25 protein-coding genes are annotated in these 25,406 nt (G+C 47.8%); 13 read left to right on the top strand and 12 right to left on the bottom strand.

The window, feature by feature from the left end:
• The first annotated feature begins 96 nt into the window (after positions 1-96).
• A complete protein-coding gene (locus tag AC0VYQ_RS01565; RefSeq protein ID WP_475404065.1) occupies positions 97-441 on the top strand; it encodes a DUF2628 domain-containing protein in 345 nt (114 codons plus the stop codon).
• A gap of 87 nt (positions 442-528) precedes the next feature.
• On the opposite strand, the gene AC0VYQ_RS01560 is transcribed toward AC0VYQ_RS01565, so the two are convergent.
• The 5 genes from AC0VYQ_RS01560 to AC0VYQ_RS01540 form a co-directional block, all read right to left on the bottom strand.
• A complete protein-coding gene (locus AC0VYQ_RS01560; protein WP_475404064.1) occupies positions 529-1,572 on the bottom strand; it encodes a zinc-binding dehydrogenase in 1,044 nt (347 codons plus the stop codon).
• 26 nt (positions 1,573-1,598) lie between these two features.
• On the bottom strand, positions 1,599-2,918 hold the full coding sequence (locus tag AC0VYQ_RS01555) for an APC family permease (protein ID WP_475404063.1): 1,320 nt from the start codon (positions 2,916-2,918) through the stop codon (positions 1,599-1,601).
• Positions 2,919-3,103: 185 nt separating this feature from the next.
• Positions 3,104-3,523 carry a hypothetical protein gene (locus tag AC0VYQ_RS01550; protein WP_475404062.1) on the bottom strand — a complete coding sequence of 140 codons (420 nt, stop codon included), beginning with the start codon at positions 3,521-3,523 and terminating at the stop codon, positions 3,104-3,106.
• A complete protein-coding gene (locus tag AC0VYQ_RS01545) occupies positions 3,513-3,935 on the bottom strand; it encodes a YwiB family protein (RefSeq protein WP_239456799.1) in 423 nt (140 codons plus the stop codon). Before AC0VYQ_RS01545 ends, AC0VYQ_RS01550 begins: the two co-directional genes overlap by 11 nt.
• A 112-nt stretch (positions 3,936-4,047) precedes the next feature.
• Positions 4,048-5,748: a glycoside hydrolase family 13 protein gene (locus AC0VYQ_RS01540; RefSeq protein ID WP_475404061.1), complete on the bottom strand. Its 1,701-nt coding sequence runs from the start codon at positions 5,746-5,748 to the stop codon at positions 4,048-4,050.
• A gap of 360 nt (positions 5,749-6,108) precedes the next feature.
• Between AC0VYQ_RS01540 and AC0VYQ_RS01535 the strand changes: the two genes are divergently transcribed.
• The 9 genes from AC0VYQ_RS01535 to AC0VYQ_RS01495 all read left to right on the top strand — a co-directional run bounded on the left by AC0VYQ_RS01535 (position 6,109) and on the right by AC0VYQ_RS01495 (position 16,168).
• Complete coding sequence (locus AC0VYQ_RS01535; RefSeq protein ID WP_214802829.1) at positions 6,109-7,548, top strand: NAD-dependent succinate-semialdehyde dehydrogenase; 1,440 nt, start codon at positions 6,109-6,111, stop codon at positions 7,546-7,548.
• A complete protein-coding gene (locus AC0VYQ_RS01530) occupies positions 7,545-9,170 on the top strand; it encodes an acetolactate synthase large subunit (protein WP_214802826.1) in 1,626 nt (541 codons plus the stop codon). The genes AC0VYQ_RS01535 and AC0VYQ_RS01530 overlap by 4 nt, the downstream gene beginning before the upstream one ends.
• 4 nt (positions 9,171-9,174) lie before the next feature.
• The gene (ytxJ, locus tag AC0VYQ_RS01525) at positions 9,175-9,501 is read left to right on the top strand and encodes a bacillithiol system redox-active protein YtxJ (RefSeq protein WP_029332401.1); all 327 of its coding nucleotides are present in this window, start codon (positions 9,175-9,177) and stop codon (positions 9,499-9,501) included.
• Between the two features lie 225 nt (positions 9,502-9,726).
• The gene (locus tag AC0VYQ_RS01520; RefSeq protein ID WP_088836109.1) at positions 9,727-11,259 is read left to right on the top strand and encodes a DHA2 family efflux MFS transporter permease subunit; all 1,533 of its coding nucleotides are present in this window, start codon (positions 9,727-9,729) and stop codon (positions 11,257-11,259) included.
• A 436-nt stretch (positions 11,260-11,695) separates the two neighbouring features.
• Positions 11,696-11,992 carry a metal-sensitive transcriptional regulator gene (locus AC0VYQ_RS01515; RefSeq protein WP_088836108.1) on the top strand — a complete coding sequence of 99 codons (297 nt, stop codon included), beginning with the start codon at positions 11,696-11,698 and terminating at the stop codon, positions 11,990-11,992.
• Between the two features lie 12 nt (positions 11,993-12,004).
• Positions 12,005-14,137 (top strand): heavy metal translocating P-type ATPase, encoded by a 2,133-nt coding sequence (locus AC0VYQ_RS01510; protein WP_475404060.1) that lies wholly within the window; start codon positions 12,005-12,007, stop codon positions 14,135-14,137.
• Positions 14,134-14,340: a cation transporter gene (locus AC0VYQ_RS01505; RefSeq protein WP_214894049.1), complete on the top strand. Its 207-nt coding sequence runs from the start codon at positions 14,134-14,136 to the stop codon at positions 14,338-14,340. The genes AC0VYQ_RS01510 and AC0VYQ_RS01505 overlap by 4 nt, the downstream gene beginning before the upstream one ends.
• 86 nt (positions 14,341-14,426) lie before the next feature.
• Positions 14,427-14,651 (top strand): hypothetical protein, encoded by a 225-nt coding sequence (locus tag AC0VYQ_RS01500; protein WP_029332396.1) that lies wholly within the window; start codon positions 14,427-14,429, stop codon positions 14,649-14,651.
• Between the two features lie 209 nt (positions 14,652-14,860).
• Positions 14,861-16,168 carry a protoglobin domain-containing protein gene (locus tag AC0VYQ_RS01495; RefSeq protein ID WP_475404059.1) on the top strand — a complete coding sequence of 436 codons (1,308 nt, stop codon included), beginning with the start codon at positions 14,861-14,863 and terminating at the stop codon, positions 16,166-16,168.
• Positions 16,169-16,254: 86 nt separating this feature from the next.
• On the opposite strand, the gene AC0VYQ_RS01490 is transcribed toward AC0VYQ_RS01495, so the two are convergent.
• The 5 genes from AC0VYQ_RS01490 to AC0VYQ_RS01470 all read right to left on the bottom strand — a co-directional run bounded on the left by AC0VYQ_RS01490 (position 16,255) and on the right by AC0VYQ_RS01470 (position 20,957).
• Positions 16,255-16,881 carry a class F sortase gene (locus AC0VYQ_RS01490; protein ID WP_475404058.1) on the bottom strand — a complete coding sequence of 209 codons (627 nt, stop codon included), beginning with the start codon at positions 16,879-16,881 and terminating at the stop codon, positions 16,255-16,257.
• A complete protein-coding gene (locus AC0VYQ_RS01485; protein ID WP_214808798.1) occupies positions 16,841-17,635 on the bottom strand; it encodes a DUF4397 domain-containing protein in 795 nt (264 codons plus the stop codon). Before AC0VYQ_RS01485 ends, AC0VYQ_RS01490 begins: the two co-directional genes overlap by 41 nt.
• Positions 17,636-18,367: 732 nt before the next feature.
• A complete protein-coding gene (gene speB / locus AC0VYQ_RS01480) occupies positions 18,368-19,240 on the bottom strand; it encodes an agmatinase (RefSeq protein WP_475404057.1) in 873 nt (290 codons plus the stop codon).
• A gap of 60 nt (positions 19,241-19,300) precedes the next feature.
• A complete protein-coding gene (gene speE / locus AC0VYQ_RS01475; RefSeq protein ID WP_014969274.1) occupies positions 19,301-20,140 on the bottom strand; it encodes a polyamine aminopropyltransferase in 840 nt (279 codons plus the stop codon).
• 142 nt (positions 20,141-20,282) lie between these two features.
• Positions 20,283-20,957, bottom strand: coding sequence for an NAD(P)H-dependent oxidoreductase (locus tag AC0VYQ_RS01470; RefSeq protein WP_475404056.1), 675 nt, complete (start codon positions 20,955-20,957; stop codon positions 20,283-20,285).
• 397 nt (positions 20,958-21,354) lie between these two features.
• On the opposite strand from AC0VYQ_RS01470, the gene AC0VYQ_RS01465 reads away from it, so the two are divergent.
• Together AC0VYQ_RS01465 and AC0VYQ_RS01460 are read left to right on the top strand one after the other, a co-directional pair.
• A complete protein-coding gene (locus AC0VYQ_RS01465) occupies positions 21,355-22,911 on the top strand; it encodes a BCCT family transporter (RefSeq protein ID WP_475404055.1) in 1,557 nt (518 codons plus the stop codon).
• A 75-nt stretch (positions 22,912-22,986) separates the two neighbouring features.
• Positions 22,987-23,829, top strand: a complete 843-nt coding sequence (locus AC0VYQ_RS01460) for a metallophosphoesterase (RefSeq protein WP_475404054.1) — start codon at positions 22,987-22,989, stop codon at positions 23,827-23,829.
• A 40-nt stretch (positions 23,830-23,869) separates the two neighbouring features.
• Here AC0VYQ_RS01460 and AC0VYQ_RS01455 read toward each other — a convergent pair whose 3' ends face one another.
• Both AC0VYQ_RS01455 and AC0VYQ_RS01450 read right to left on the bottom strand, forming a co-directional pair.
• Complete coding sequence (locus AC0VYQ_RS01455; protein WP_029332388.1) at positions 23,870-24,364, bottom strand: YwhD family protein; 495 nt, start codon at positions 24,362-24,364, stop codon at positions 23,870-23,872.
• A gap of 68 nt (positions 24,365-24,432) precedes the next feature.
• Positions 24,433-24,960 carry a hypothetical protein gene (locus AC0VYQ_RS01450; RefSeq protein WP_214767698.1) on the bottom strand — a complete coding sequence of 176 codons (528 nt, stop codon included), beginning with the start codon at positions 24,958-24,960 and terminating at the stop codon, positions 24,433-24,435.
• 171 nt (positions 24,961-25,131) lie between these two features.
• On the opposite strand from AC0VYQ_RS01450, the gene AC0VYQ_RS01445 reads away from it, so the two are divergent.
• Positions 25,132-25,317 (top strand): 2-hydroxymuconate tautomerase, encoded by a 186-nt coding sequence (locus AC0VYQ_RS01445; RefSeq protein ID WP_029332386.1) that lies wholly within the window; start codon positions 25,132-25,134, stop codon positions 25,315-25,317.
• Positions 25,318-25,406 lie beyond the last annotated feature (89 nt).

Genomic DNA, 25,406 nt, shown 5'->3' with positions numbered 1-25,406 from the left:
ATGATTCCTCTCAAAATTTTAGTTTATTTTGTAATATAAGTAAGTTAAACTAAAAAATCTGTTTTATTTACACATTTATATAGGAGGTATTTGGTTATGAACGGTGTTTTGCAACATCCGAGTGGTTTAGTGAAAGAAGTAAAAGCCGGTTTCTCGTGGACGACGTTCTTTTTTGGATTTTTCCCAGCGTTTTTCCGCGGTGATTTTAAATGGGGCTTGATTCAATTGGTCGTCGGTTTCGTCGCAGCATTTGCGACAGCCGGCATCCTGAGTATCGTAATCAATATCGCGTTTGCTTTCCTATACAACAAGCTTTACATCAACGATTTAATCGAAAAAGGCTATCGCCCGATCGATCAGTCGTTCCAACAGTCATTACGCCAACGCGGCATCCACGCTAAACTCTTATCCGAAACAGAACGGACAGAAGCTGCGTTTTGATTTTTCTTTTTAACACATACAAAAAACCGACAGCTTCTCACTTTCCAAGGAAGGTCAGAATCCGTCGGTTTTTTTGTATAAAGTTAATTATTCACCCGTTGGCAACAAAACGATTTTCCCAAGCTTCCCTGCTTCTTTGAAATACGTCTGTGCTGCCCCCGCTTCCTCGAGCGGGAACGTCCGGTCGATGACCGGTTCGAGTTTCCCGGCTGCAATCGCTTCAAGCATCCGTCCGTATTCTGCACGTGTTCCGAGAACAGAACCATACAGCGTCAAATGCTTTAAGTAGACCGTCCGGAAGTCGAGCTGTGTCTTTTGTCCGCCCGCAGAACCGGAGATACAGAACTTCCCGCCATTTTTTAGGACGGCGAGTGATGTCGCGAATAACGCGTCTCCGACGACATCGAGGACGGCATCGATTGGTCCACCGTTCGCCGTTACAATATCGTCTGCCAGCTGCTCTGATTTATACGAGAGGACGTGTGTCGCCCCAAACTGTTTTAACTGGTCGCTTAGTGCAAGATCTCCGACAAGAGCGATGACGTTTGCCTGAAAGACACGTGCGGCAATTTGAACGTTCAGTGAACCGACACCACCATTCGCCCCGGTCACGAGTACCGTTTGTCCCGGTTCCAGTTGGAGCTGCTCGACCATGTGCCACGCCGTCAAACCACTGACGGAGAAGACGGCACTTTTCGTATAGTCGTCAAGCGGCATATCGTAACAGAGTTCAGCCGGCCAGACGACGTAATCCGCGTAACCCCCGTCGTATTCCGAGCCGATGAACGACATATCTTGCGCGATATGCTCCGTTCCGTCCGGTCCGCTTGAGGTAAAGGGAAACAGGACGACGTCCCGCCCGATTTGTGTTTCTTCTACTCCCGTCCCGACTTTCACGATCCGTCCGCTAATATCAGAACCCGGGACGCGTGGAAACTGAACGCCTTCCGGTTTCCAACCCGATTTTTCGTCCGTCCCGTAGGCCCCTTCACGCATCCAAATTTCTGTATTGTTGATCGCACACGCTTTGACTTGTACGAGTACTTCTCCTGGACCTGCTTCCGGAATCGGACGCTCGACGACGGCGAGCTGGTCCACGTCCCCGTATCCTCTGACTTCGACTGCTTTCATGATTATCTCTCCCTTTCTAATTTAACTTACTCTGATTTATCGTTTGACGCATCCTCTTCATCGACATGCTTCAAGAACAGCCGTTCACCGAAGAAGACGACGGCGATGACGATCAGTGACACGGCGACGACGAGCCAATCACTTGAGGCTTTGACGTAGACGAAGGCACCGAGGACAATCGCGTCAAGGATGATTGCACTGATGACGATGAATGGATTAACGCTCAACTCTTTCCGAAGATGTTTCAGCACACCGACATGAATGATGATATCCATGACAAGGTATAAAATCGCGCCCATCGAGGCGATGCGTGTCAAGTCGAACAGCACCGTTAAGACCATCGCAATGACGATCGTATAAACTAACGTATGCTTTTGCACCGACCCCGGCATCCCGAAGTGTCGGTGCGGAATCAACGTCATGTCCGTCAACATCGCGAGCATCCGTGAGACAGCAAAGACACTGGCAATGATTCCGGAAATCGTCGCGAGGAGCGCGATTGACACCGTGAACCAGACACCGGCGTCACCAAGTGCCGGACGTGCCGCTTCTGCCAAAACATAATCCTTCGCATCGATAATTTCTTGGAGCGATAGACTGCTTGACACCGAGAAGGCGAGCAAGAGGTAGACGACCAGACTGATTAAAATCGACACGATGATTGCGATGCCGACGTTGCGTTTCGGATTGACGATTTCAGACCCGCTGTTCGTAATCGTCGTAAACCCTTTAAACGATAAAATCGTTAAGGCGACTGCCGCAATATAGCCGGTGATTGTGACATCGGGTGCACTCCCCGTCGTCTCCGGGACGAATGAAAAGCCGCCGATGGATAACGCAATAATCGCAAAGACGACGAGTGCCGCGACCTTCAAGACCGAGGCGACGAGTGAAAAGGATTGAATGAAGGCATTCCCTGCGATATTGACTAAAAAGGCGAAGACCAACAAACCGACACCAAGTAAGGGAACGAGATAGTCGGCTTGATCCCCCGGGAATAATTGCAGTAAGTATGTCCCGAACGTCCGGGCGACCAAGCTTTGGTTGATGACCATCGACAAGGCCATCAGTAAGGCGGCACCTGCCGTAATCGTTCCTTTCCCGTACGCTTTGACGAGGAACATTCCGATTCCGCCGGCAGACGGAAAGGCATTGCTCAGTTTGATGTAGGAATAGGCACTGAATGCCGTCACGATCCCACCGATGATGAAGATGAACGGAAACCATGTCCCGGAAAGTTCTGCGACTTGCCCAAGCAAGGCAAAGATTCCGGCACTAATCATGACGCCTGTTCCGAGTCCGATGGCTCCTGTTAACTTGATGCTGTCTTTCTTGTATTCTGCCACTCGCTCCACTCCTCTCTATTGCAGTCCTTACCCTGAAAATTCTTAGGTTTAAACAGCAATCAAGGAGTAGAGGCATCTGCAAACAAATTTTTTTGAACACAAATAGAGAGATGGACATCAATATCCACCTCTCTATTTCGTCATCACCTTTAGCGTGTTAAAAAGCAATTCTGTCTAACCCGCCGTTATTCGAGACCTAACGTTTGCGGCAACTTGACAGCTTTTGTATACGCCGTCTGATAATCTTTTTTCGCGACAGCTTGTTCGACTTGACGGAGCGCCGGGTGGTTTTCTTCCGCGAACGCACCGAGAATTGCGAGGTAGCGCTCGTAGACCGTTTCATCTTCTTTTCGGGCGTGAAGTAACGCCGTATACAGCATGACTGTATCTTCCCCGTATAAGACTGGCAATTCTTCATTGATCAACAACAATGAATCGATTGCGTCCGTCTCGACTTTCGGATTGTATTCCGTCATGACTTGTTCTGCGAGTGTCTCGAGCTGATCGCGCCACGCATTGTATTTGTCCTCATCATTTTCCAACCACTCGAACCATTCCTCGTCGAGCATCTGTTCCATTTCTTTTACCGTTTGTTCAAACGCCATCTGTCTCACTCCGTTTCCATGTTAGTTCAATCGTATACGTTCCGACCGCCTGATGATTCATCATCAAGTCGTAGGTAAAGCGCATCTGTTGGTCGCGCATTTCAATCGTGTGGGTCTCCGTCTGCATCAACATCTGACCAAACTGACTTTCATATCCACTCTTTGTTTGTTGTCCTAAAATGAACACATGGTGCATTGAAACAGGACCTTTACGGTTCAACGCAACTTGATCATGCGACCATTTGATCGTTGTATCAATCGGTTGCTCGTCTTCTTGTACGAATTTCACCGCAAAACCGTCCTTCGTCTCGAACAGCATACCTTCTGCTTCGAGATCGACGGATTCACGCATCGCGTCATCTTGAATCGTCGTCACTTGCCGCAGCAGGACGGGATAACGTTTTGGTTTCACTTTTTATCACCTCATTGTCTAGCGTACACGATTTTTTCGTCTTTCGCACGGTCGCAAACTGACAAGATACACAAAAAGACCGGATCCGGCACGTGCCGAATCCGGTCATTGTTTATCGTACCCGGTACAGACGTGCTTCGAATGGACGAAGCGCTAGTTCTGTTCCTTCGTGATAAGCCGTCACGTAGTTACCGAGAACGAGATTATCCGAATGGAGGATGATGTCCGTGTCGATGTCCGCTGCTTCACCTTTTAAGTTCGTGACGATTAAGAATTGTTCGTCACCGAGTGTCCGGGTGTAGGCGTAGACTTTTTCGTCGTCCGGTAAAATCAAATCATATTCTCCATAAATCAATGTTTCTTCTGCTTTACGAATTTGAATCATCCGTTTGTAGAAGTTAAGAATCGAATCTTCATCTGCTTGTTGCGACGCGACATTGATGTCAGCGTAGTTTGGATTGACACCGAACCATGGTGACTGCGTAGAGAAACCGCCGTTTTGCTCATTCGTCCACTGCATCGGTGTCCGTGAGTTGTCACGCGATGAGTTCCAGATGACTTCCATGATTTCTTCATGCGTCTTCCCGGAGGCCAGTTGCATGTCATACATATTTTTCGTTGCGACGTCATCATAATCCGTAATATCCGGGAATTGAACGTTCGTCATCCCGATTTCCTGCCCTTGGTAGATGAATGGTGTGCCTTGCATGAAGAAGTACATCATCGCAAGCGACTTCGCACTTTCCTTCCAGTACTGCTCTTCATCTCCCCAAAGTGAAACGGAACGGACCTTATCGTGATTTTCAAGATAGAGTGCATTCCAGCCCGTTTCTTCAAGACCTTTTTGCCACTTCGTTAAAACTTGTTTCAGTTTGACGACGTCGACACCTTTTTCTGCATCTGACCGCCATAAGTCCATATGCTCGAACTGAAAGACCATGTTCATTTTTCCGTTCTCTTCGCCGACCCAAAGATCTGCTTCTTCCGGTGTAACACCATTCGCTTCACCGACTGTCATGATGTCGTACTTCGAAAACGTTTCGTCTTTGAGTTCTTCCAAGTACTCGTGGATGCCCTCAACGTTCATGTGCATCTCAAACGATGGCACGTGTGGCATCCCGAGTGGGTTTGGTAAATCGGCAAATGATTGGTCTTTATTGATGTGGCTGATGGCGTCGATCCGGAACCCGTCGATTCCTTTATCGAGCCACCAATTAATCATCGTATAGATTGCTTGACGCATGTCTTTGTTTTGCCAATTCAAATCCGGTTGGCGACGCGAAAAGACGTGTAAGAAATATTGTTCTGTCTTTTCATCATATTCCCACGCGGATCCGCCGAAGATGCTTTCCCAGTTGTTCGGTTCCCCACCATTGACGGCATCTTTCCAGATGTACCAGTCGCGTTTCTCATTCTCTTTTGAAGAACGCGATTCGAGGAACCAAGGATGCTCATCTGATGTGTGGTTGACGACAAGATCGAGTAAAACTTTAATATCACGTTTGTGCGCTTCTTCCATTAAGAGATTGAAGTCTGCCATCGTCCCGAACTCATCCATGATATCTTCGTAATCACTAATGTCATAACCATTGTCGTCATTTGGCGATTTAAACATCGGACAAATCCAAAGAACGTCGACACCTAAATCTTTCAAATAATCAAGTTTTGCGATGATACCCGGAATATCGCCGATTCCATCGTTGTTTGCGTCATAAAAGCTTCGTGGGTAGATTTGGTAAGCGACAGCTTCTTTCCACCAAGCTCGTGTTAAGGTTTTTTGGGCCGTTTCTGGGCGCGGTATCATTTGTGTCATCGTGTATAAATCCTCTCATCGGTCTGTCTTAGTCCATTGATTTTTTCATCATAATTGCTCATTTGTTATAAGGGTAATCGATTCATTTCTTTTAGCGCAATCGATTGCGCAAATACTCTACCTTCATCTTATCAAATACATATGCAATGTCAACGTTCCCGGTCTGTTTCCGGCACTTCAAAGTGATGACGTTTGTTAACAATATTTCAGTCATGCATACATTACAGTTACTGAATTATCCTACACTCTTTATCGGTCGATTTCTAGCCTTTTGCATGAAGTTCTGTCGAAAGATGAATCTTTTTTTCCTCGTTCGGGTATATTCTTAACAATGCAAATAAAAAAGGGGGATTTTGTAAGATGGACGGACAATTTTTGATTGATGGAAAGTGGCTTGATCATAATCGTGAACGGACGGACGTCAAAAATCCCGCAACCGGGGAAGTCGTCGGGAGTGTCCCGAACGGAACGAAATCGGATGTCAATGACGCCGTCGAAGCGGCACGCGAGGCGTTTCCGGCTTGGTCGAAACGAAGTGTCTATGAACGGGCGGAACTGCTTGAGAAGCTTTACGCGAAGATGATTGAGAAAAAAGATGAACTCGCCCGCTTGATGACACTTGAAATGGGGAAACCGCTCGCAGAATCTGAAGGTGAGGTCCAGTATGCGGCAAACTTCGTCAAGTGGTTCGCTGAAGAAGGAAAACGTGCGTATGGACGCATTATCCCCTCGCACGATACGAACAAACGGCTTCATGTCATCACACAACCGGTCGGTGTCGTCGCTGCCATCACACCCTGGAATTTCCCGGCTGCGATGATTACACGGAAAATGGCACCGGCACTCGTTGCAGGCTGTACGTTTATCCTGAAGCCACCTACTGCGACACCACTGACTGCCCTTCGCCTGCTTGAACTTTGTCAGGAAGTCGGGATACCGGATGGCGTCGTCAATGCCGTCACAGGAAGCGGTAAAGAGCTTGGGGAATCGCTCGCAACGCATCCGCATATCGACAAAATCACATTTACAGGCTCAACAGAAGTGGGTCGGACATTGATGGCCCAAGGTGCTGAGACGATCAAAGCGATGTCACTCGAACTCGGCGGACACGCTCCGATTCTTGTTTTTGACGACTGTGACCTTGATCTCGCCGTCGCGGAAACGATCAAGTCGAAATTCCGTAATGGTGGACAAACGTGCGTCTGCGGGAACCGGATCTACGTCTCCGATTCAATCTATGATACGTTCGTCGAAAAACTGGGCGAAGCGACAGCGAAGCTCAAGACCGGGAACGGACTCGACGAAACAACGAACATCGGTCCGATGATCAATCAAGCCGGTTATGACAAAGTCAAAAAACACGTCGACAATGCGACGTCAGCCGGTGCCCGTGTCGTCACAGGTGGAACTGGAACGACAGATGAAGAAAAAGATGTCTACTATTATGAAGCAACGGTCCTCGCCGATGTCACACCGCAAATGTTAATCATGAATGAAGAAACATTCGGTCCCGTTGCTCCCGTTCAACGTGTCAGCTCTGACGAAGAAGCCATCCGTTATGCAAACCAAACGCCGTTCGGTCTTGCATCTTACGTCTTTACGAATAACTATGCCCGCGCGATGCGGACGATTGAACAATTGAACTACGGCATCGTCGGTTGGAATGATGGTGTTCCCTCTGCCGCACAAGCACCATTCGGCGGTATGAAGCAGTCAGGAATCGGACGCGAAGGTGGATCGGAAGGTCTCGAAGCGTACCTTGAAACCAAATATGTTTCGATTGGAGGAATGGACGCATGAATGCGGCAGAACGGTTCGTCGCCTGCCTCGAAGCAGAAGGGGTCACGCACATCTTTGGCGTCCCGGGAGAAGAAAACATTACGTTACTCGACGCCATCAGTGAATCGGATATTACGTTCGTCACGACACGCCATGAAACAAATGCTGCTTTCATGGCAGCGATGTTCGGTCGCTTAAGCGGTCGTGCCGGTGTTTGCTTATCGACGCTCGGACCAGGTGCGACGAACATGATGACGGGCATCGCAAGTGCAACGATGGACCACTCGCCTGTTGTCGCGATTACGGGACAAGGAGCGACATGGCGCCAGCACAAGGCATCCCATCAAATGTTCGATTTAGTCGAGATGTACCGACCAATCACGAAGTCGAGTACATCGGTCGTCTCAGGAGAAGTCATCCCGGAAATCGTGCGTCAAGCGTTCGCCCAGTCTTGTTGTGATAAGCCGGGTGCGACACATATTTCTTTTCCGGAAGATATTGCAAAGGCAGATGTCGATGCCAAGACACCACTTTTACGCGACAGTGAACCGGATACGTTACACCCGACATCCGTCAAAGACAGCGCGGTCTTAAAACAAATCGAACAAGCGGAACGGCCCGTCGTGATTGCCGGATTTGGAATCAACCGGAGCGAAGCGACCGCTGTGTTCCGAACGTTCGTTGAAAAGCTTGGAGCACCTGTTGTCGAGACGATGATGGGTAAAGGGGTCATCTCCTCGCAACATGCGCTCGCCGCCCATACAATCGGTTTACCGAATACCGACTACAATCAACGGATTCTTGACCAAAGCGATCTCATCATCGCCATCGGTTACGATATTACCGAGTTGCCGCCTTCGAAGTGGAATCCGGACCGGACACCTGTCATCCACATCGACACGAACCGGCATGAGATTGACCAGTATTATCCTGTCGTTGCGAACTTGGTTGGTCCGCTGTCTGATTCGTTACGTCTGTTAGCAGAAGCGATTCCGACGCGGGCCTGGGAAGGTTGGCAGGCGGACCGTGATAAGTTGCGACAAGAAATTCAAGCAACGTATTCGATGGCATTGCCCCTCCACCCTCAAAGTATCGTTCGTGCCCTCGAGACGGCGACGGGTGAGGACGGCATGTTGTTCTCAGACGTCGGGGCCCATAAAGTTTGGCTCGGTCGTCATTTCCAAACGACGCGTCCTAATCAATTATTCATCTCCAACGGCTTTTCTTCGATGGGCTATGGTCTGTCGAGCGCGATTGCTGCAAAACTGCTGCACCCGGAGCGTCGGGTACTCTGTGCTTCTGGTGATGGTGCATTCTTAATGAATGGTCAAGACCTCGAGACAGCAGTTCGTTTGAAACTCCCCATCACTGTCGTCATTTGGCGTGATGGCACATACGGATTGATTGAATGGAAACAACAGCAGGCTTATGGCCGGGCACCGTTTACAGAATTCGATAACCCTGATCTCGTCGAACTCGCGACGGCTTTCGGTGCACTCGGACTTCGTGTCGGAGAACACGGCAGTCTCTCGAACTGTCTCGAACAGGCTCAAAACAGTGACGGACCTGTTTTGATTGACTGTCCGGTCGATTACAGGGAAAATCTAAAGTTAAGCGAACGTCTACGGACGTATGGAGGATGATACTATGCCACAACTTAGAAAACTGCAATCGATTTCTGACTTTGATCAATTCGTTTCCGAACACGACTCGTTCGTGATTTGTAAACACAGTACGACCTGCCCAATCAGTGCCGCCGGTTTTTCTGAATACACGAAATTTGCTGACGCGACGTCAGTACCGACTGCCTACTTGCTCGTCCAAGAAGCACGGACGCTGTCGAATCACATCGCCGAACATTACAATGTTCGTCATGAATCACCACAAGTCATCTTCATCGAAAAAGGACGTGCGACTTGGTCCGCAGCTCATTATGACATTACAAATGATGCCCTCAACACACATGTCGGCTGAGACCTTTCATCACTACTGACGGTTTACAAAAACATCCTACTCTTTTTTAGAGTCGGGTGTTTTTTTACTTTCAACAAGCTTCAGAGCCATTCGTTCTTCATTAAAAATAAAATTACCTTTCTTAGTTATTAATGTTTGTATTTATCTTGAAATCAGATTAAGATATACAACAGATATAACGACCGTATAGAAATGTGTACCGTCAGTTCATTAAGGAGGAAAATCATGCAACACAAAAAAACTGCTTCTAATCGTCCCCCCTACGGTATCCTTTCCGTATTGATGATTGGAGCCTTCATCGCTTTTTTAAATAACACGTTACTTAACATCGCCCTTCCTTCGATCATGAAGGATCTCAACATCGAAACATCGACCGTCCAGTGGCTGTCGACTGGTTTCATGCTCGTCAACGGGATTTTAATTCCGACATCTGCTTTTCTGATTCAAAAATTTTCTGTTCGTCGTCTATTCATCCTCGCGATGACATTATTCTCACTCGGTACAATCCTTGCCGGGTTCGCAAGTGAATTCCCCGTCCTGTTGGCAGGACGAATGATTCAGGCTTCTGGTTCAGCAATCATGATGCCGCTCTTGATGAACGTCATGCTCGTCAGTTTCCCGATTGAAAAACGCGGGACGGCGATGGGCTTCTTCGGGCTCATTATGATGGGTGCACCCGCAATCGGACCGACTTTGTCAGGCTGGATCATCGAACACTATGATTGGCGGATGTTGTTCCACTTCATCACGCCGATCGCTTTAGTCGTTCTCGTTGCCGGAATCGTCTTACTCCGTGACGTCAAAGAACGGTCGGATGCTAAACTCGACTTCATGTCAGTTGTTTTATCCTCATTCGGTTTCGGTGGACTCCTGTACGGATTTAGTTCTGCCGGTTCTAAAGGGTGGGACAGCCCACACGTCACAATCGCGCTGACAATCGGTGTGATTGCGCTCGTTTCTTTCATCCTGCGTCAGTTACGGATGGAGCGTCCGATGTTGAACTTCAAAATTTATCAGTATCCGATGTTCGCTCTCTCATCTGCCATTTCAATCGTCGTCACGGTGGCGATGTTCTCCGGGATGCTGCTATTACCGATCTACGTCCAAAATATCCGTGGCATTTCTCCACTCGATGCAGGGTTGATGTTACTACCGGGAGCCATCCTCATGGCAGTCATGTCACCGATCAACGGGAAGTTGTTCGATAAGATTGGCGGACGCCCACTCGCAATCACTGGTCTCTTCATCACTGTCGTCACGAGTTACTTCTTCAGTCAACTGAAGATGGACACGACGTATACACACTTAATCATCTTGTATTCACTCCGGATGTTCGGGATGTCAATGGTCATGATGCCCGTCTCGACAAACGGCTTAAACCAGTTACCGACGCGCTACTATCCGCACGGAACGGCAATGAACAATACGTTGCAGCAAGTATCCGGCGCCATCGGAACGGCATTACTCGTTACGATCATGTCGACGCATGCGAAGACACGTGGGACGGAACTTGCCGAAGAGGCCGCTAAAAACATGACGAGTCAACCGACAGCAGAGGCTGCTGCTGCGTTGAAACAACAAATCATGATGCAGGCGACACTGGACGGCATCAATTACGCCTTCCTCATTTCGACGTTCATTGCGGGTGTTGCGTTCATCCTTTCGTTCTTCATCAAACGAGCGACGCAAGCGGAAGACATCATCAGTGGTCGTTCGCGCAACGAACAAATCATCAAACCTCAAGTGTCTAATCAATAAGGCCCGACTGAATACACCAGTCCATTCGGGTGGCGTATTCAGCGTGTAGACGAACACTTATGAAGCGTGAACATGCGACATCGAGACGGAGTGCGCTCTAAACCGTCTGCATGCCTGGCTTTCCCTTATGGTATTACCTAAAAAGCGTCACGTTTCGTTGACTCCTACGGGAAAAAGTGCGTTTTTAACGCACGTTCAGAGGCAGGCAAGACCCTGCTCATTGTCCGTGAGGACTAAGGAGCAACGGCTTGCGCCTCGCCCGAGGAAAGCAACGAAAAAAGACGCTTGATCTCCCGATAGCACGTTGTCTACAGTCTAAATACGCCATCCCGTTCGGGTGGCGTATTTTTTTATTCCTGCAAACCAACATACTGGTACCCCCTACCCCTATATGATATAGTGTAGACATCAACCACCAACAGAAAGAGGTGTTCCTATGCAACACGATCATCCACTCGTCCCCCGCTCTTCTGAAGAGCAGGACGCATTGACTAAACGTTTGAAGCGTATCGAAGGGCAAGTCCGTGGTATCGCCAACATGGTCGCCGAAGATCGGTATTGTATCGATATTTTGACACAGACGGCATCGATTCAAGCCGCTCTTCGTCAAGTCGAACTGCAAGTCATCGAACGTCATGTCAAGATGTGTATGCATGATGCCGCAACCGGACAGAAAGACACAGATCTTTATGTCGACGAACTGATGTCCGTCATCGCCCGACTCAAAAAGTAAGGAGGTATACGTATGTCAAAAACAATCGAATTGAACATTGAAGGCATGACATGTGCTGCCTGTTCAGCACGAATCGAAAAAGTCCTGAACCGGATGGACGGTGTCGATGCGACGGTCAACTTACCACTCGAGACGGCGCGGATTGCAGTCCCCGACGAACTCGATGAACAAGCAATCATTGATAAAATCAAGAAGGTTGGTTATGGCGCGACCATTAAGTCGGCCCCTCATGAAACAGTGCAAGATCGGCGGATGCTCTATCGTTTTTTCATCGCCGCCTTGTTGTCGTTACCGCTCTTACTCAGTATGGTGTCGCACATTCCAAATAGTCCGGTCCATCTGACGTTCCTGATGAATCCGTGGCTCCAGTTCGCACTGGCTACACCCGTTCAATTCATTATCGGGGCGCCGTTCTATGTTGGTGCCTATAAGAGTCTCCGGAGCGGTAGTGCCAACATGGATGTCCTCGTCGCACTCGGGACGTCAGCCGCTTACTTTTATTCGGTCGCAGAAATGCTCATCCATCCGGCAATGCCGAACCTTTATTTTGAAACAAGTGCCATCTTAATTACGCTCGTCCTTCTCGGTAAAGTACTCGAAGATCGGGCAAAACAACAAACAACCGGTGCAATCAAAAGTCTCTTGTCCCTGCAGGCAACGGATGCCGTCGTCCTCGACAATGGCACGGAACGAACTGTCGCGATTGATCAGATTCAACCAGGCATGCAGATCGTCGTCAAACCGGGACAGAAAATTCCGATGGACGGGATGATTTTATCCGGTGATGCCTATCTCGATGAATCGATGCTGACCGGTGAACCGCTTCCTGCGCATAAAGGTGCCGATGATACCGTCATTGGTGGAACTTTGAATACGAATGGGAATTTGTTGATTGAAGCAACGAAAGTCGGTCAGGAGACGATGCTTGCGAACATCATCCGCGTCGTTGAACAAGCGCAGACAGAAAAAGCGCCAATCCAACGACAAGCCGACCGGATTTCCGGCATCTTCGTGCCAATCGTCGTCGCCATCGCCCTCATCACACTTGGTGCCTGGTGGTTGACGACCGGCTCATTCGCTGAAGCAATTCGTCCTGCAATCGCTGTTCTCGTCATTGCTTGTCCCTGTGCATTAGGACTCGCGACCCCGACATCGATTATGGTCGGAACGGGTAAAGGTGCTGAGCATGGTGTGCTTTTTAAAGGCGGTGCCCAGCTTGAATCGTTACAACATGTCGATGCCGTCGTTTTCGATAAAACAGGTACACTAACCGTCGGACGCCCTGTCGTCGTCGAGACGTTCGGGAACGAACAAGCACTCGACTTCGCAGCAGCCATCGAAAAAAAATCAGAGCATCCGCTCGCGCATGCCATCACGGAAGAACGTGATGTCGTGTTCGATATCGAACAGTTTCAAGTCGATGCCGGTCGTGGTGTCAGCGGGATGATTCTCGGTCGCAACATCCTGGTTGGTTCTGAACGAATGATGCGGGATCAACAGTTCGATGTCCCGGACTGGTCTTCTGCCGGCGCGACATTCGTCTATGTCGCCGTCGACGGGCACGTTGAAGCCGGTTATGAGATTCGAGATGAACTGAAGCCGACGACGAAACACGTCATCACTCAAATTCAACAGACAAAAGCAGTCTATCTCTTGACGGGTGACCGAAAAGACGTTGCCCTCAATCTAGCGACGGAACTCGGTATTCCAACAGACCATGTGTTTGCAGATGTCTTACCCATCGAAAAAGCCGATCACATCAAAGCCCTTCAAGATGCGGGGCACCGCGTCGCCATGGTTGGTGACGGAATTAACGATGCGCCAGCGCTTGCGACGGCTGACGTCGGAATCGCTCTTGGTAGCGGGACGGATGTCGCCTTAGAAGCAGCTGACGTCACACTGCTTGGACACGATTTACAACAAGTCGCGACGGCGATTCGGTTGAGTGAACAGACGATGAAGAACATTCGCCAAAATCTCTTTTTCGCACTCGCCTATAATACGATCGGGATCCCCGTTGCTTTTCTCGGACTGCTCGCTCCGTGGCTCGCCGGAGCAGCGATGGCATTTAGCTCTGTTTCCGTCGTCACGAATGCGTTACGCTTAAAACGTACCCCACTCACTAAAGGAGGAACTCACTCATGAAAGAAACGACTTTAAACGTCATCGGTATGACATGTAACCACTGTAAAGCAAGTGTCGAATCGGCACTGAATGAACTGGAAGGCGTCACAACGGCGACTGTTTCGCTCCCTGACAATTCAGTCACTGTCGTCCATGAGGATGTCACACAAGAACGTCTCGTCGAAGCCATCGAAGAAATCGGCTATGACGTCGCGCCCGCTTAATTTTCTCAAGTCAAACTGTTGCTAACGCACAGTTTGGCTTTTTTAATTGCGGAAAAAGGGGAATGGACTAACAAGGAGGGGTTCGTATGGTACCGAAAATCGAATTCGTACAACACTTCGACGACAACAAAGGAAAACGATTTAAAATCGAACTTTGGAATCTCGGAACCTTCACATTTAGTGCCGAATCAGCCAAAGGCCCCGTCACGCGGTTTAGTTCGATTGATATCCAGTTCATTCAATCGTGCGTTAGCCGGATGCGGGCACTCAATGATGCAAAACAAGCCTTTCAAGAAGATCAACCGGTCTAACTTTCTTTCACTTTCTCTTTAAAAATACATGATGTACGATCGAACACGCTTCCGCTCATGATCCCGGATCATGAGCTTTTTTCGTTTAAGGTCAATATTTTTTAACTTCTAGAGAGTTTCCTTCTAAAAAAGATACTGTTTTTTCCTTTAGCAACCGATAAAGAATAAGACTATTACATTCTTAATTTGAAGAAAATCGGAGGCTTACTGTGCGCAACCCATTTAAAACTAAATCATCAAGCTCAACCTATCAGGCAAAAATCGGATTTCCCGATAAAAAATTCATTACAAAAACAAGTGATCCCACTTTAGCAGGACGCCTTGAATATATGGGCTACACTGAAGAACAATTGCAAACGTTAAAAGCGATGGCTCCTGTCGTCAATTCTGTATTAGATGAAGTCCTCGAACAAGTACTCGATCATCTCCTTCTCCACCCGGAAATGGTGCAGATTGCTGAAAATGCTTCGACACGTCAACGCCTGAAAAAAGTATTTGCCGACTATTTCGGTAGCCTCTTGACCGGAAACATGGACGAGAAGTTTCTTGCGATGCGAAAACGAATGGGTAAAACGCATAACCGGAATTTCGTCCCTGTTACGTGGTTCATCGCTTCTTACGCAGCATTCAACACCTTACTGATTCCTAAAGTCGTCGAGCATTTCCAGGAAGATCCGGAGCAACTTGCAACAGCAATCCTCGCGTTGACTCATGCGATGAACTTGGATGCGCAAATCGTTACAAGTCAGTATGTCGACGCACGACTGGAAGAAGTAGGTGCAGCCAATGAAGCACGCACACGACTTCTGCAAGACGTCGTTCGTGTCAGCCAGGAGGTCGCGAGTACGGTCGAACAAACAGAAGGGGCCATTCTTGAAACGAGTCAACGGGCGACACAAATCTTATCCGAGACGGATCAGACCGAGAAAACAAGTCGCAATCTCGTTGGCTTGACATCAGAAAATGAAGCACAGATGGACAAAATGGAACAACAATTCGTCCAATCGACGGGTCAAGTCAATACATCATTAACAAGCATCCAACAGTTAAAAACGACATCTGACGAAATCGTCAAGATGACACAAGGTATCGAAGACATCGCGAACCAAACGAATCTCTTAGCTTTAAACGCCTCAATCGAAGCAGCACGTGCCGGTGAGCATGGAAAAGGATTCTCTGTCGTCGCAATCGAAGTCCGCAACCTCGCTGAAAATGCGAAACACTTAAGTAGCAGCATCAACACGTTGATTCAAAAGAACAATGGAAATATCACAGAGCTCGTTTCACAGATGGAAGACATCACACGTTCGAACTCCGCTTCACGGACTGAGCTCCAACAGGTGAAGAGCGGCATTCACACAGTGAAAAAAGAGATGGAGAACTACTTGGAGATGTTCGGGCGCAATAAGAATGACTTAGGCCAAATCGTTCAGACGATTCAAGGAATCAGCCAAACGACACAAGGTCTCTCGGCTTTGACAACGAATCTTGTCGCAGCATCGGAGTCGAACGCGTAAGTTTTTCTGATTTGTTCTGGTTGAGCTTCATCTAAAAAAAGACCAATCCATGACGGATTGGTCTTTTTTTGATTCCGTATTGCTTGTTACTCTTCCACTTGATCGGCTGTTACGACTAACCGTTCATCGTACCCTTTTGATTTCGTGAACGTTCCGATACACGAAATCAACGTCAGGCGTTTTGCGACCGTTGCTCCAAAAATCGAACCAACGGGTGCTTCATCTACAGGATAGGAGGTTACGTTTGTCACCACGTAAGATATCGTCTGCCCTGTTTTTGATCGTAACTCGATTCGTTGTCCTTGTTTCATCTTTGCTAAGTCGTAAAATACAGCGGGACCTTCCGTATCATCTAAATGACCTGCGAGGATGACATTTCCGGTTTGGTTCGTCTCCGCGCCGTATCGGTACCAACCCACTTGATTGGTTTTTTTCGGAACATCCATCCGCCCTTGCTTGTCTTTACCCACGATTTCGACCTTCGCTTTCACGTCAATCGCATCAATCGATAGCGTCGTCGGGATAAAACTAGCCGTTTCACGACTTTTTTGTACAGGTTCAGGTGTTGCTTGCTCGATTGCAGGTGTCGCTTGCTCGACTGGCTTCGAAGGAGGAACAGATTCTTCTGTTCCTCCACATCCAGCGAGAATGAGAAAGATCAGAAAGAAACTGTTACGCGTTTTGTTTACGACGAATGACATAACTTGTTCCAACTAGGGCCGCTCCTGCAAGTGCTACAAGTGCCCAAGTCGTTGCCATTGAAGATGTGTCTGCTGATCCACCAAGTCCTGTGTCTGGCATCGCAGCCATTTCACCGCCATCTGGAATCAAGAGCACATCAAACGCTGGTTCTCCTTCAAGAAGACCGATTGCAAGCGCTGTATAGTTTTTACCGCTATCTAATTTAACACCGTCGAGTGCTTTGACAACATCCATCGCGCCCGCTGGTCGTACTTCAAGATCATACGTGCCGGCATCGAGTGTTCCATAGTCTGAGACTTTCGAGAATTCAAGGTCACTGAAGAGTGCGTCTCCACCTTTAGGAGCGACATCAACAGCTGGTGCGTCCGGTGCAAAGTGCGCGACACGAACCATTGATTTTCCGTCTTCGCCTTGACCATTGTCTTCCATGACAGCGAGTTCAATATCTGCTAATTTACCGATTGCCGCGACTGAGTAAAATTTTCCGGCTTCAATGTTGAGTGTTTGAGAAAGTACAGGATCTTCTGTTGTTCCTGCAGCGAAGACTTCAACTTTATGTTCTCCTGCCGGAAGAGTGAGATAATCTGTGACAGCTTTGAATTCCGCTCCTGAGACAGCTGTTTCGCCATCGACGGCAATATCAACTGCCGGAGCATCTGGTGAAGCGTGAATTACACGCACCATTGCGTCATCTGCTGCACCTACCGGTAGCACGAATAGTGCAAACAAAAATGCAGCGGTAACGAACGATATGAATTTCTTCATCATTTTTTCCACCTCTCGTGTCATAATGTATTTCGCTTCTCAAGCCAACCTTTCATTCTAGAAAAAAATATTTCATTCGCGGTGACATCTTGAATTTAAACTAATCTGCAGTACTTTGTAAATATTCCGATGTGCTGAGAGTAACAGTTGTACGCTATCCTGTTTCGGAGTCGCCAGCATCTCACTACCGTATTCCATTCACCCCACCTTCTTTAACCGAAACTGACAGACTGTACAAATGAAGAAATGTACTGCCCATCCTATGTCTTTTTAGACGCATCATGTTTTTCAGCACCACATGAATCGGTTTATCGATCATATGATTCAAGCGGCAATCTTTCGGGATGTTGTAAAAAAACAGGCAGGCGTCTATATAATTACACTACCCTTTGCTAAGCATTTGTAACGTCCGAATGTAGATTCGAGACGGATTGCGCTCTAAACCATCTACATGCCCGGCTTTCCGTCACGATGTTACCTAAAAAGCGTCACGTTTCGTTGACTCCTACGGGAAAAAGTGCGTTTTTAACACACTTGCAGAGGCAGGCAAGACCCTGCTCATTGTCCGCTAGGATCCAAGGAGCAGCGGCTTGCGCCTCGCCCGAGGAAAGCAACGAAAAAAGACGCTTTATCTCCCAACAGCACATTGTCTACAGTCTGAAAAAAGTAGCGTACAAGGACAACCCCTTGTACGCTACTTTTTTACATATCCCGCAATCATTTCAGACAAATTTACTTAATGAAACCAATCATCATTTCACGTAAGACTTTCGCAGCGGCAATCGCTGTCATGTCAGACTGATCATATGCCGGGCAGACTTCAACGAGATCGGCTCCGATGACATCGACGTCAGCGCGTGAAATCATGTGGACGACTTCAAGTAACTCTTTTGTTGTCACACCACCGATTTCCTGTGTACCTGTTCCTGGTGCAGCAGACGGATCGAGGACGTCGATATCAATCGTCACGTAAACTTTTTTACCGGCAAGCTTCGGCAAAACAGCCTTTAACGGTTCAACGATTTCGTACTTAAATAAGTTGTAACCGGACGTCTTCGCCCACTCGAATTCTTCTTTCATCCCTGAACGGATGCCGAACGAATAGCAGTTTTCCGGTCCAATCAAGTTGGCGATTTTTTTGAGCGGTGTCGAGTGCGACAATGGCTCGCCTTCATACGAATCGCGTAAATCCGTATGTGCGTCAAAATGTAAGACGACGAAATCATCGTAGTGTTTATCAAAGGCTTTAACGACCGGCCACGTGACGAGGTGTTCGCCCCCCATACCGAGCGGGAACTTACCTGCCGTCAGTAACGAATCGACGTACGCTTCAATCATGTCGAGCGACTTTTGGGCATTGCCGAACGGCAACGGAATGTCACCCGCGTCAAACAATTTCGCATCGGCGATATCGCCGTCTAAATAGGGACTATATTCTTCGAGACCAAGTGATACTTCACGGATCCGCGCCGGACCAAAACGTGATCCCGGGCGGAAGCTGACCGTCCAGTCCATCGGCATGCCGTATAACACACCTTTTGCATCTTCGTGAGTCGACTGACTCGCGATAAAGACTTTACCTGAATATGCTTCATCAAAACGCATTTCTATTCCTCCAGTCATAGAAAGGAGTGTCCCTGAAAACGGAACACTCCCACTTTGAAATTAAATCGTTAAATCTTTGACGAACTTCGGCAACGCGAATGCTGCCGTGTGAAGTTCTGGTGTATAGTACTTCGTTTCGATTTCATGGAAACGCTCTGGTGCGACAGCGAGTGGATCATGTTTTTTCGATCCAATCGTAAATGTCCACAGACCGCTCGGATACGTCGGAACGTTCGCAATGTAGAGTTTTGTGATCGGGAAGATTTCTTTGACGTCACGTTGTACATCACGGATCAAATCTGGTGTAAACCATGGGTTGTCCGATTGTGCGACGAAAATACCGTCTTCTTTTAATGCTTTCGAGATTCCAGAGTAGAATCCTTTTGTGAACAGGTTGACAGCAGGACCGACCGGCTCTGTCGAATCAACCATGATGACATCGTATTCGTTGACTGCTTCTGCGATATGCATGAATCCGTCACCCACGATGACTTCGACGCGTGCGTCGTCTAAACCACCTGCGATGTTCGGAAGGTATTTCTTCGAGTACTCGATGACCTTGCCATCAATTTCGACGAGAACTGCTTTTTCGACCGATGGGTGTTTTAAGACTTCACGGATGACTCCGCCGTCTCCCCCACCTACGACGAGAACCGATTTCGGGTTCGGGTGTGTGAACAATGGGACGTGTGCGACCATTTCGTGATACACGAACTCATCTCTGTCCGTTGTCATGACCATCCCGTCAAGTAACAACATTGTACCGAACTCGTCCGTCTCAACCATCTCTAGGCGTTGAAACTCCGTTTGTTCGCTCTCATAAACGTGGTTGACACGGAATGTGATACCGTAATCTTCCGTTTGGTGTTCCGTGAACCATAACTTTAATTTTTGTTCCATTTGCGATAGAACCCCTTTCTTTCTCAAGACAAAAGTTGTTCGTATGCGAGTGGCGTTTACGGCGCTTCTTAATCATACAAATGCGAGTATACCGAATTTTGAAAGAAACTTCTATATAATTCGAAAAAAACTATCTTAGTGTTTACTCGACGAAAGTGACGATTTCATCCAAGTCACGGCGTTGTTTCGCACGTTTCGGTTCATCCGCCCGGTAACCGAACGCTACCATGACAGGAACCGTAAATACAGTCCGGTCGAGTAAATCATGGTCGACTAAGATTTTTTCAATCGCCTCTTGATCAAATCCTTCAATCGGACATGAATCGATTCCGATTTGTGCTGCCGTCGACATCATGTTTCCGAGCGCGATATAGGCCTGTTTCGCTGACCAGTCTTCCATCGCTTTTTCATTATTCCCGATTTTAAAGTCTTCTTCGAGGAAAAGACCATACCGCGTCGTCCGCCCTTGTTTTGCCTCGTCCGACAAACCGAGTGCGTCCATCATGTGCGTGACATGCGGGCCATCTGGTTGCATTTGCGCACCTGTCCGTGCAAGGAAAATGACATAATGGCTCGCTGTCGGCAATTGTCCTTGGGCACCCCATGAGACGGTACGAAGTTCTTCACGCAATGCTTCATTTTGGATGACGAGCATGTTCCAAGGCTCATAACCAAATGAACTTGGGGAGAGACGCGCGGTTTCTAAAATAAATGCGAAGTCTGCTGGTATGATCTTTTTTGAAGGATCAAATGCTTTCGTCGCATGACGTGATTGAAAGGCGGCTAAAATCTCTTGTTTGGTTTGTTCGTGACTCATCGTTTCATTCCTCCAGTGACTGTGGTTGATTATTTCACAACGATAGCAAATCTGAAATCACCCGTCTGCTATTCTGCTTGATATTAAATGTTACAAATCAATCTTTTCGGGAAATACTAGAGAAACAAAAGAAAAATTAGATTTTTTCATTTTTTTCAAAAATCGCTACGCAAAGCCAGTTCAAACGACTTTACCACCCTTTTTTTCTAGAAATCCCCATCTTTCATTACCCACAGCATTTGCCATCCTTACTATAAGTTTGTTACGGTAGTAACTTGCGTGATAAGGTTTTGTTTTTGAAGTTACGGGTATTACTAATCGTTGTATAGCAATTTTTCAGTATTTACAACACGAAACAAAACAGACATGTAAAATTCGAAAGAAGGTGTTGACCACGATGGAAAATAATCGAAAAAGCAAGATCACGAAAGTCTTTATTGTATCCGTCATTTTCTGTGTGCTCTTTACCATATGGGGAATCTTACCTGAATCACTCATTGGTGCCGCAAATCTTGGCAACGTAACAGCAGTCGCACAAAACTTTGTTACAAATGGCTTCGGCTGGCTCTACTTATTCGGTATGAGCGTCTTTTTATTAGTTGCAATCTTCCTCGTCTTCTCGCGTTTCGGTTCTATCCGACTCGGAAAAGACTCTGATCGCCCTGAATATAACCTGATTTCTTGGTTCGCGATGCTCTTTAGCGCCGGTATGGGGATTGGACTTGTCTTCTGGGGTGTTTCAGAGCCATTGACACACTTCCATACACCACCGGTTGCGACGAGTGACCCGACTGAAGCAGCACGTCTTGCGATGCGCTATTCATTCTTCCACTGGGGACTTCACCCATGGGCACTTTATGCAATCGTCGCTTTAGCAATCGCTTACTCGACATTCCGTAAAGGACGTCCTGCAACAATCGGCGATACTGTCGCTTCGCTTATGAAACCGAAATATGAAGCTGCAGGTAAAGGGACAGTTGAAGTTCTCGCGATCGTCGCAACAGCATTCGGTGTTGCCACTTCACTTGGACTTGGCGCCCAGCAAATCTCGGGCGGTTTACATTTCCTCGTTGGAGGTATTCCAAACTCGTTCATGACCCAGCTCCTGATCATCCTTGTTGTTTCAGTCCTTTATATGATTAGTGCTGCTTCTGGTCTCGACAAAGGAATTGTACGCCTCAGCCACGCGAACCTTGTTCTCGCGGCGCTCTTGATGGTCGGCGTCTTGTTCCTCGGACCATTCAGTTTCATCATGGATTTATTCGTTCAAACAACAGGTGCCTATTTACAAAACCTGCCGATCATGAGTTTCCGTGCCTCAGCCTTCAATCCGGACGAACGTTCATGGATTAACGGCTGGACGATCTTCTACTGGGCATGGTGGATTTCTTGGTCACCATTCGTCGGTACGTTCATCGCACGTGTTTCAAAAGGACGGACGATTCGTGAATTCGTTCTCGGTATCTTGCTCGTCCCAACAATTTTCGGACTGCTCTGGTTCTCTGTCTTCGGTGGATCAGCAATCTGGAACGAACTTTTCAACAGCGTAAACTTAATTGATACAGTTAACGATAAAGGTGTCGAAACAGGTATGTTCGCCTTGTTCGAGACATTTGGTACACTTGGTACGATTCTTAGTATCGTAGCTGTCTTCTTGATTACGACATTCTTCATTACGTCAGCTGACTCAGCAACGTACGTACTCGGAATGCTCTCTTCAGGCGGTAGCTTGATGCCAAGTCTTCGAATCAAATTGACATGGGGTGTCATCCAGTCTTCAATCGCAGCTGTTTTACTTTATGCCGGTGGGCTGAGTGCTCTCCAAGCTGCCGCGATTTTAGCCGCCTTCCCGTTCATCTTCGTTGTCGGGATGATGGTCATCGCCTTGTTCATTGATTTGTATAACGAACCTGAAGAAAAGAAAGCATCTGATGATTTAAAGAAAGAAGCATAATCATGTCAGGCACCTCTTCCGCAATGCGGACTGAGGTGCCTTTTTGGTATGCTTAGTGAAGAGAGGAGTGAGGTCTTGCGCGTCAGAAAACGCTGGTTCGTTTCATTAGGGGTTCTTGTCTTAGGCGGTTGGTTTTTATATCAAGAAAATAATGTGATTGAAACGACCGCAATCACGATTGAAACAGAACGACTGCCAAAAGCATTCGATGGCTATACAGTCGTCCAAATCGCTGACTTACATGGGAAATCCTTCGATCCAAAACAAACGAAGCTACTCAAAAAAATTACTCAAGCACAGCCTGACCTCATCGTGATGACCGGGGATTTAATCGACTCTCGCCGAAACGGAGAAGCCGCTGCGCTGACTTTGATGAAACAATTGACTGCGGACTATCCCGTCTATTTCGTCACAGGAAACCATGAAGTTCGTCGCAACTTGACCCTTTTACCGAAACTCGAAGCGATTGGTGTACAAATCTTACGGAATACGGCAGTCCCGCTCGAATATAACGGTGCAAACATCGCTCTACTCGGCATCGACGACCCAACGACGACACGCTGGAGCGAAGGTCTCCAAGAGTCTGACGGAACTCGGAAAAGCCTCGCCTCCGCACAAGAAGCTGTCGATCGATCGACGTTTCAACTCTTACTCGCCCATCGTCCGGAATATGTATCGCTCTATGCGGAGCGGCAAATCGATCTCGTTCTGTCCGGTCATGCTCACGGCGGTCAAATCCGACTTCCCTTCACAGATGGCTTGTATGCACCTGGACAAGGATTTTTCCCGAAACGGACGGGCGGTCAATATACAGTGGATACGACACAACTCATCGTCAGTCGCGGTCTTGGCAACAGTCTCTTCCCGTTTCGGTTGTTCAATCGTCCGGAAATCGTTGTCATCACTTTAAAATCATGATAAAAAATCGCCGCCTCCTAGGAGACGGCGATTTTTTTAGTTATGCGAGTGCATCATGTAACTCAGGCTCTGCGTTCGCCCACATTTCCGGTTTATGTGTCATCAGGAATTCACGAAGCAGTCCTTTTGACGTATCGTCCATCTGATCGACGACGATGCGTCCCTTGAGTGACTTGTCCATCTTATTGACGTGATCAGCTAAGATTTTAAACCCGCGCCGTGCTTCGACGTCGACTAATAAATCGCATGCTGCGACGCCTCCATAATAAAACCCTTCTGGCTTACGTCCTACCGTGACCCAAACGATCCAGTACAGTTTCCCATTCGGTGCGTCCGCTCGATCCGTCGTGAACTTAATCCGCTTCTCAATCGCTGCTTTCGCATGCATGGCACCCATATCGATGTATGCTTCGCCGTCCTCTGGCGAGATGATGACCGGTGACATACTGTTCAAACTGAGTGTCCCGACGCCAAATCCACCATGTCCGTCTGTTGAATTATCTGAAATGATATTGAAGTTAATCTTCTTTTCCATCTTTACTCGACCCCTTTTACAGCTGTTGCCTCTATCATACCGCATTCAACTGCTGACGCAAGTCCTGCTTAGCGTTTCACTTGTTCCAGCTGTTCTTTCGTCACACGCCGAATCGTCGGCAGACGGAGACATTCAAGTGAGGTCAATTCTTCATGCACAGGTGGATTTGATTCTTCCAAGCGTGTCAATGCCCGGTCGTAAAGTGTCTGTGCCGCACGACCAAACAAAATCACGCGTTCAAGCGACGAGCAACGAGACCGAATCGCCCGCAGTTGTTTAGCAAGCTCCCGGACACGCTCCTCGACTTCTGTTTCAATCTCAGGCGGTAACTTCCGATTTTGGAACAAGGGCTTAAAGCGGTCATCCTCTTCAAGTAACGTCACCATTCCATACCGTTTCGCTTCCGGCGTACCGACGAGTGCTGCTAATTCTTTATCCGTCACAAGTCGACCAAACGGAATGCTTTCATCAAAAATGACTTCTGCGACTTCCAAACCCTTCGTCCCCGATAGTGGATACGTCGTGTCCTCTGGTAATGCCCGGTCGAAAATAAGCAATGTATGAATCTTTTTTCGTATAACAGATTCCATTTCCATTGGTGTCACCTCTTCATCCTAAGTTTTCCTCTCGACTACTTCTCTTTTACATGCCCCCACTCCTGTCTTATACCCGTCTTTTCGTGTTTCGATGTCGCTGTTTGACGGCTCCCCTGCTCCATACGGTATACTGAGGGCGTATTGCCATTATGTTTTTAGGAGGAACGATTTATGCCTTACGTTACCGTTAAAATGCTTTCAGGACGGACTGTCGAACAAAAACGTGCACTGATCGAAAAAGTAACAGAAGCTGTCTCAGAAACAGTCAATGCTCCAAAAGAAAACATTACCGTCTTCATCGAAGAAATGGAAAAGACGGACTATGGACAAGCAGGCGTCATGTTTGCCGATAAATAAGGAACTAAAAAAGGATGGACGATGCGTGTTGCTCGACCATCCTTCTTTCTTATACCTATAACACCATGAACGAGAGAGGATGAATTATG

The organism is Exiguobacterium sp. QJM3NY_9, assembly GCF_056173545.1.
Note: the sequence above shows the minus strand (reverse complement) of the source record. Positions and strands in the feature narration are given on the sequence as shown.